Source organism: Streptomyces niveiscabiei, from assembly GCF_001419795.1.
In the GTDB taxonomy this organism is placed as follows: Bacteria; Actinomycetota; Actinomycetes; order Streptomycetales; family Streptomycetaceae; genus Streptomyces; species Streptomyces niveiscabiei.
The window spans coordinates 1-6009 of record NZ_LIRL01000020.1 but is presented as its reverse complement, the minus strand read 5'-3'; the positions used below and the strand labels follow the sequence as shown (position 1 = coordinate 6009).

The 6009-nt window shown below is 71.8% G+C and carries 5 protein-coding genes; 3 read left to right on the top strand and 2 right to left on the bottom strand.

The annotated features are described in order from the left end of the window. Positions 1-123: 123 nt before the first annotated feature. The 3 genes from AOK24_RS01330 to moeZ all read left to right on the top strand — a co-directional run bounded on the left by AOK24_RS01330 (position 124) and on the right by moeZ (position 3047). Entirely contained in the window at positions 124-1083 is a 960-nt protein-coding gene (locus AOK24_RS01330; RefSeq protein ID WP_055718176.1) for an NAD-dependent epimerase/dehydratase family protein, read from the top strand. Beyond that, on the top strand, positions 1071-1805 hold the full coding sequence (locus AOK24_RS01325) for a spherulation-specific family 4 protein (protein ID WP_055718175.1): 735 nt from the start codon (positions 1071-1073) through the stop codon (positions 1803-1805). Before AOK24_RS01330 ends, AOK24_RS01325 begins: the two co-directional genes overlap by 13 nt. Positions 1806-1868: 63 nt before the next feature. Further along, the gene (gene moeZ, locus AOK24_RS01320) at positions 1869-3047 is read left to right on the top strand and encodes an adenylyltransferase/sulfurtransferase MoeZ (RefSeq protein ID WP_055718174.1); all 1179 of its coding nucleotides are present in this window, start codon (positions 1869-1871) and stop codon (positions 3045-3047) included. A 65-nt stretch (positions 3048-3112) separates the two neighbouring features. On the opposite strand, the gene AOK24_RS01315 is transcribed toward moeZ, so the two are convergent. Next, positions 3113-4642 (bottom strand): alpha/beta hydrolase, encoded by a 1530-nt coding sequence (locus AOK24_RS01315; protein ID WP_055718173.1) that lies wholly within the window; start codon positions 4640-4642, stop codon positions 3113-3115. Between the two features lie 115 nt (positions 4643-4757). Beyond that, on the bottom strand, positions 4758-6009 hold a 1252-nt coding region (locus AOK24_RS01310), incomplete at its 5' end, for an alpha/beta hydrolase (RefSeq protein ID WP_055718172.1).

Here is a 6009-nt window from a genome sequence, read left to right as displayed (position 1 = left end):
CGCGCGTGGCGAGCGCGCCCCACCACCCCGCCGCGGGCAACCGCACCACCCCCGAAGGAGAGACCAGATGACCACGCCTCGACCCGGAGCGACCCGCGCCCTGCACTTCCTGGGGGCGGCGCGATGAGGGTTCTGCTGATCGGAGCCAACGGATACCTCGGCCGGTTCGTCGCGGACCGGCTCCTCGCCGACCCGGCGGCGCAGCTCACCGCGCTCGGACGCGGGGACGACGCCGACGTGCGGTTCGACCTCGCGTCCGGCAGCCCGGGGGCGCTGACGCGCTTCCTGGACGCGGTCCACCCCCAGGTCGTCATCAACTGCGCGGGCGCCACGCGCGGCGGCGCGAAGGAGCTGATCCGGCACAACACGGTCGCCGTCGCCACCGTCTGCGAGGCGCTGCGGCGCAGCGGCTGCGGCGCGCGCCTGGTGCAGATCGGCTGTGGCGCCGAGTACGGCCCGAGCCAGCCCGGCTCGTCCACGGCGGAGGACGCCGTCCCGCGCCCCGGCGGCCCGTACGGCGTGAGCAAGCTCGCCGCGACGGAACTCGTCCTCGGCTCCGGCCTCGACGCGGTCGTGCTGCGGGTGTTCTCCCCGGCGGGACCCGGCACGCCCGCGGGGAGCCCGCTGGGCCGCCTCGCGGAGGCGATGCGCCGCGCGATGCAGTCCGGCGACGGCGAACTGAAGCTCGCGGGCCTCGGCGCGCAGCGCGACTTCGTCGACGTCCGGGACGTCGCCCGCGCGGTGCACGCCGCCGCGCTGTCCGCCGCGCAGGGCGTCATCAACATCGGCTCCGGCCGCGCCGTACGCCTGCGGGACGCCGCCGCGACCCTCGCGCGGGTGGCCGGGTACGGGGGCGCGCTGCACGAACTCGACGTCCCCCCGGGCCCGATGCGGGCGGCCATCGGCCACCCCCGGCACGAGCACGACCCCGTCGCGCCGGTCGCGTACCCGTACCCGGACGGCTGCGGGAGCTGGCAGCAGGCCGACGTGCGCACCGCGCGCGACCGGCTCGGCTGGCGGCCGAGGATCGGCCTGGAGGAGTCCCTCGCGGACATCTGGATGGAGGCCGCGTGCCGCATGTGACCGGGGCGAGCACCGGGGTGCGCACCGGCTTCGGCGTCCCCGGGTTCGCGCATCCCCTGCTGGCGCCGGGCGAGTGGGGCGAACTCGCCCGCCCGGGCGCGCCGTTGCACTGGGCCGTCCTCGACGTCGCCGGCGGCCCCGGGACGCGCCCCGACCCGCACTGCCTGGAGGCCGCCGGGCGGCTGCGCAACGCGGGCGTGCGCGTCCTGGGCCGCCTCGACGCCGTACACGGCGCCCGCGCGCGGGGTGAACTCCTCGACGACGCGGGCCGCTACGCGAGCTGGTACCGGGTCGACGGCTTCCTCCTGGACCGCTGCCCCGCCGAGCGCGCCGGCCTCGCGGGCACGGGCCTGCTGGCCGCCGCGCTGCGGGAGTTCGCCGACGACGCCCACCTGGTCCTCGGCCACGGCACCCACCCGCACCCCGGATACGCCGAGCACGGCGACCAACTGGTGACCTTCTCCGGGGCCTGGAGCGACTACCGCTGGTCGCAGGTGGCGGAGTGGACGGCGGAGCATCCGCCGGAGCGCTTCTGCCACTTCGTGCACGGGGTGCCCCGTACGCATCTCGATGAAGCCCTCAGGGTCGCCCGCTGGCAGGGCGCGGCGACCATCTGGTTCACCGACCGTTCCGACCGGGGCGGCCGGGACGACCCCTGGGAGACCCTGCCCGGCTACTGGGACGAGATCGTCTCGCGGATCGGAACAGGTGTCTCGGAATGAAGAAGCGCGTGGCAGTGTTGCAGGGAGAACAACTGTAGTGATTGACCGACCAACGGAGTCCCCGTGTCGCTGCCACCCCTGGTCGAGCCGGCCGCCGAGCTCACCGTAGACGAGGTCCGCAGGTACTCCCGCCACCTGATCATCCCCGACGTGGGGATGGCCGGGCAGAAGCGGCTGAAGAACGCGAAGGTGCTCTGTGTCGGCGCCGGCGGCCTGGGCTCGCCGGCGCTGATGTACCTGGCCGCGGCGGGTGTCGGCACCCTGGGCATCGTCGAGTTCGACGAGGTCGACGAGTCCAACCTCCAGCGGCAGATCATCCACAGCCAGGCCGACATCGGCCGCTCCAAGGCGGAGTCCGCGCGCGACTCCGTCCTCGGCATCAACCCGTACGTGAACGTGATCCTCCACGAGGAACGGCTCGAAGCCGAGAACGTGATGGACATCTTCAGCCAGTACGACCTGATCGTCGACGGCACGGACAACTTCGCGACCCGCTACCTGGTCAACGACGCGTGCGTGCTGCTCAACAAGCCGTACGTGTGGGGCTCCATCTACCGCTTCGACGGCCAGGCGTCGGTCTTCTGGTCCGAGTACGGCCCCTGCTACCGCTGCCTCTACCCGGAGCCCCCGCCGCCGGGCATGGTCCCCTCCTGCGCCGAGGGCGGCGTCCTGGGCGTGCTGTGCGCGTCCATCGGCTCCATCCAGGTCACCGAGGCCATCAAGGTCCTCACCGGCACCGGTGAGCCCCTCGTCGGCCGCCTGATGATCTACGACGCCCTGGAGATGCAGTACCGCCAGGTCAAGGTCCGCAAGGACCCGAACTGCGCGGTGTGCGGCGAGAACCCGACGGTCACCGAACTCATCGACTACGAGGCGTTCTGCGGCGTCGTCTCCGAGGAGGCCCAGGAGGCCGCCCTCGGCTCGACGATCACCGCGAAGCAGCTCAAGGAGTGGATCGACGAGGGCGAGAACATCGAGATCATCGACGTCCGCGAGCAGAACGAGTACGAGATCGTCTCCATCCCGGGCGCGAAGCTGATCCCGAAGAACGAGTTCCTCCTCGGCACCGCCCTGGAGTCGCTGCCCCAGGACAAGAAGATCGTCTTGCACTGCAAGACGGGTGTCCGCAGTGCGGAAGTCCTCGCCGTCCTGAAGTCGGCCGGCTTCTCCGACGCCGTCCACGTCGGCGGCGGCGTCATCGGCTGGGTCAACCAGATCGAACCGCACAAGCCGGTCTACTGAGACGGCTCCCGCTCCCGGACGGCGGGGGCCTCGCCCACCACGCGTGGGGGAGGCCCCCGCCGCCGTCATGAGCAGACCTTTCCGTCCTGCGGCACCGTGCCGTCCAGCAGGTAGGCGTCCACCGCCGAGTCGACGCAGTCGCTGCCGCTGCCGTACGCGCCGTGTCCCTCGCCCTTCCAGGTGAGCAGCACGCCGACGTCCTTGCCGAGTTCGCCGGCCATCCTGCGGGCGCCCTCGTACGGGGTCGCCGGGTCGCCCGTGTTGCCGACCAGCAGGATCGGGGCCGCGCCCGGTGCGCTGACCTCCGGGGTCTCGTACTGGCCGGCCACCGGCCAGTCGTGGCACCAGCCGGCCGTGTCCCAGGCGAGGAAGGGGCCGAAGACCGGGGAGATCTTCTCGAACTCCGGGAGGATCTTCCGCGTCTCGTCCGCCGTCGGGCGCTGCTTGTCGTCCAGGCACGAGATGACCCGCTGGGAGTGTGTCTCCGTGCTGTAGTGGCCCGAGGCGTCGCGCTCGTTGTAGGCGTCCGCGAGCGCCAACAGGCCTGTGCCGTCGCCGTCCTCCGCCTCCTCCAGCGCGCTGGTCAGGCTCGGCCAGGCGGACTCGGAGTACAGCGGGGTGACGATGCCGGTGACCGCCAGGGCCTGCGTGAGCTCGCGGTCGGACGATGTCGGAAGCGGGTCCGCGTCCAGTCTCTCCAGCAGGTCCGCGATCTTCCGGGTGCCCGCCTTCGGGTCCTGGCCGGTCGACTTCAGGTAGTTGTCCAGCGCCCGCTGGAAGCCCTGCGCCTGGTTGCGGCCGTGGCCCACCGCGTCGGCGGTCGGGTCGACCACCGCGTCCAGGACCAGGCGGCCGACGTTCTTCGGGAACAGGTGGGCGTAGACGCCGCCCAGTTCGGTGCCGTAGGAGGTGCCGAAGTAGTGCAGCTTGTCGTCGCCCAGGACCTGGCGCATCAGGTCCATGTCGCGGGCCGTGTCGGTCGTCGACACGTGGGACATCAGCTCGCCGGCCGCCTTCTCGCAGCCCTGGCCGAAGCTGTCGGCGTCCTGGAGGAACGCCCGCTCCTCGGCCGGCGTGTCCGGAGTGGCGTCCACGCTCTCGGCGGCGGCGATCTCCTCGTCGCTGCGGCAGCGCACGCCCTCGCTGCGGCCCACCCCGCGCGGGTCGAAGCTCACCAGGTCGTAGCGCTCGCGCAGCGTGGTGTAGTCCGGTTCGAACGACGGCAGGGTGTCGACCCCCGAACCGCCGGGACCACCGAAGTTGAACAGCAGCGAGCCGATCCGCTCGCCCTCCGAACCGCTCGACTTCGTCCGCAGCAGTGCGACGTCGATCGTCCGCCCCTCCGGCTTCGACCAGTCGAGCGGCGCCTTCATCGTCGCGCACTGCCAGGCGCTGCCCGGTGCCGAACTCCCCGTGCAGCGCCGCCAGTCGAGCTTCTGTCCGGTCAGTGAGACGGGCAGTCCGGACGCCGCGGGAGCGTCCGACGTCGGCGCCTTCGCGCCGTCGTCCGCCTTCTCCTTCGACCCGCCGCCGCAGCCGGCCACCACCAGCGCCGCAATCGCCCCCAACGCGGCCCACCGTACGAATCGCGCCATCACGCACCCCCCGCTTCCGTGCCGTCCGCTCCGTGCGTCGAACGGCTGTGCAGCCATCGTAGGCGGAGCGAGCTGACGCTGTGCGAGCCTGTGGATAACCCTGTGACCTGCGGTTTCAGTGGGGGCAGACGGTTCCCGCCGCCGGGACCTTCCCGTCCAGCAGGTAGGTGTCCACCGCTGCCTGGACGCACTTGTCCTTGCTGTCGTAGGCGCCGTGTCCCTGGCCCTTGTACGTCAGCTCGACCCCGACGCCCTTGCCCAGCGCCTCCACCATTCTGCGGGCACCTTCGTACGGCGTCGCCGGGTCGCCGGTGTTGCCGACGACGAGGACCGGAGCCGCGCCGGGCGCGCTCACGTCGGGGTGGTCGGCGGCGCCGGGGACGGCCCAGCCGGTGCAGCTGACCATGCCCCAGGCGAGGAAGTCGCCGAAGACGGGGGAGGCGGAGCGGAACGCGGGGAGCCGGCGCTCGACGTCCGCCGGGGTGTAGCGGGGCTTGTCGTCGGCGCAGTTGATGGCGATGTTGGCGGCGGTCGTGTTGCTGTACTCGCCGTTCGGGCTGCGGCCGTTCATCAGGTCCGACAGCAGCATCAGGACCTTGCCGTCGCCCTCGTACGCCTGCTCCAGACCCTCGGTCAGGTACTCCCAGAAGTCCTTCGAGTACAGGGCCTGGGCGATGCCGTTCGTGGCGGCGGTCTGGGTCAGCACGCGCGGGAAGTTCCCCGGCAACGGTTTCGCGTCGAGGCTCTTGAGCAGCCCCGCGATGCGGTCCTTCACGCCCTGCGCGGTGTCGCCGACGGGGCAGTCCTCGGTCTGGGAGACGCAGTTCTCGGCGTAGTTGTCCAGGGCGAGCTGGAAACCCTTCGCCTGTCCCAGGGCGCCCTGTTCGGAGGTCTGCGTGGGGTCGACGACCGCGTCCAGGACCGCGCGGCCGACGTTCTTCGGGAACAGGTGCGCGTAGACGCCGCCCAGTTCGGTGCCGTACGAGATGCCGAAGTAGTACAGCTTGTCGTCGCCCAGGACCTGGCGCATGAGGTCCATGTCCCGGGCCGCGTCGGTGGTGCGCACGTGCGGGAGCATCTTCTTGGAGTTCTTCGCGCAGGCCGCGTTGAACTCCTTGGTGGCGGCCAGGAATCCGGCGCGTTCGGTGGCGTCGTCGGGGGTCATGTCCTGCTGGAAGTAGGCGTCCAGCTGCCGGTCGTTCTCGCACTTCACGCCGGCGCTGCGGCCGACCCCGCGCGGGTCGAAGCTCACCAGGTCGTACCGGGTGCGGAGCTTGTCGTAGTCCGCGCCGAACGACGGCAGGGTGGTCACGCCCGAGCCGCCCGGGCCGCCGAAGTTGAACACCAGCGAGCCGATCCGCTCGCCC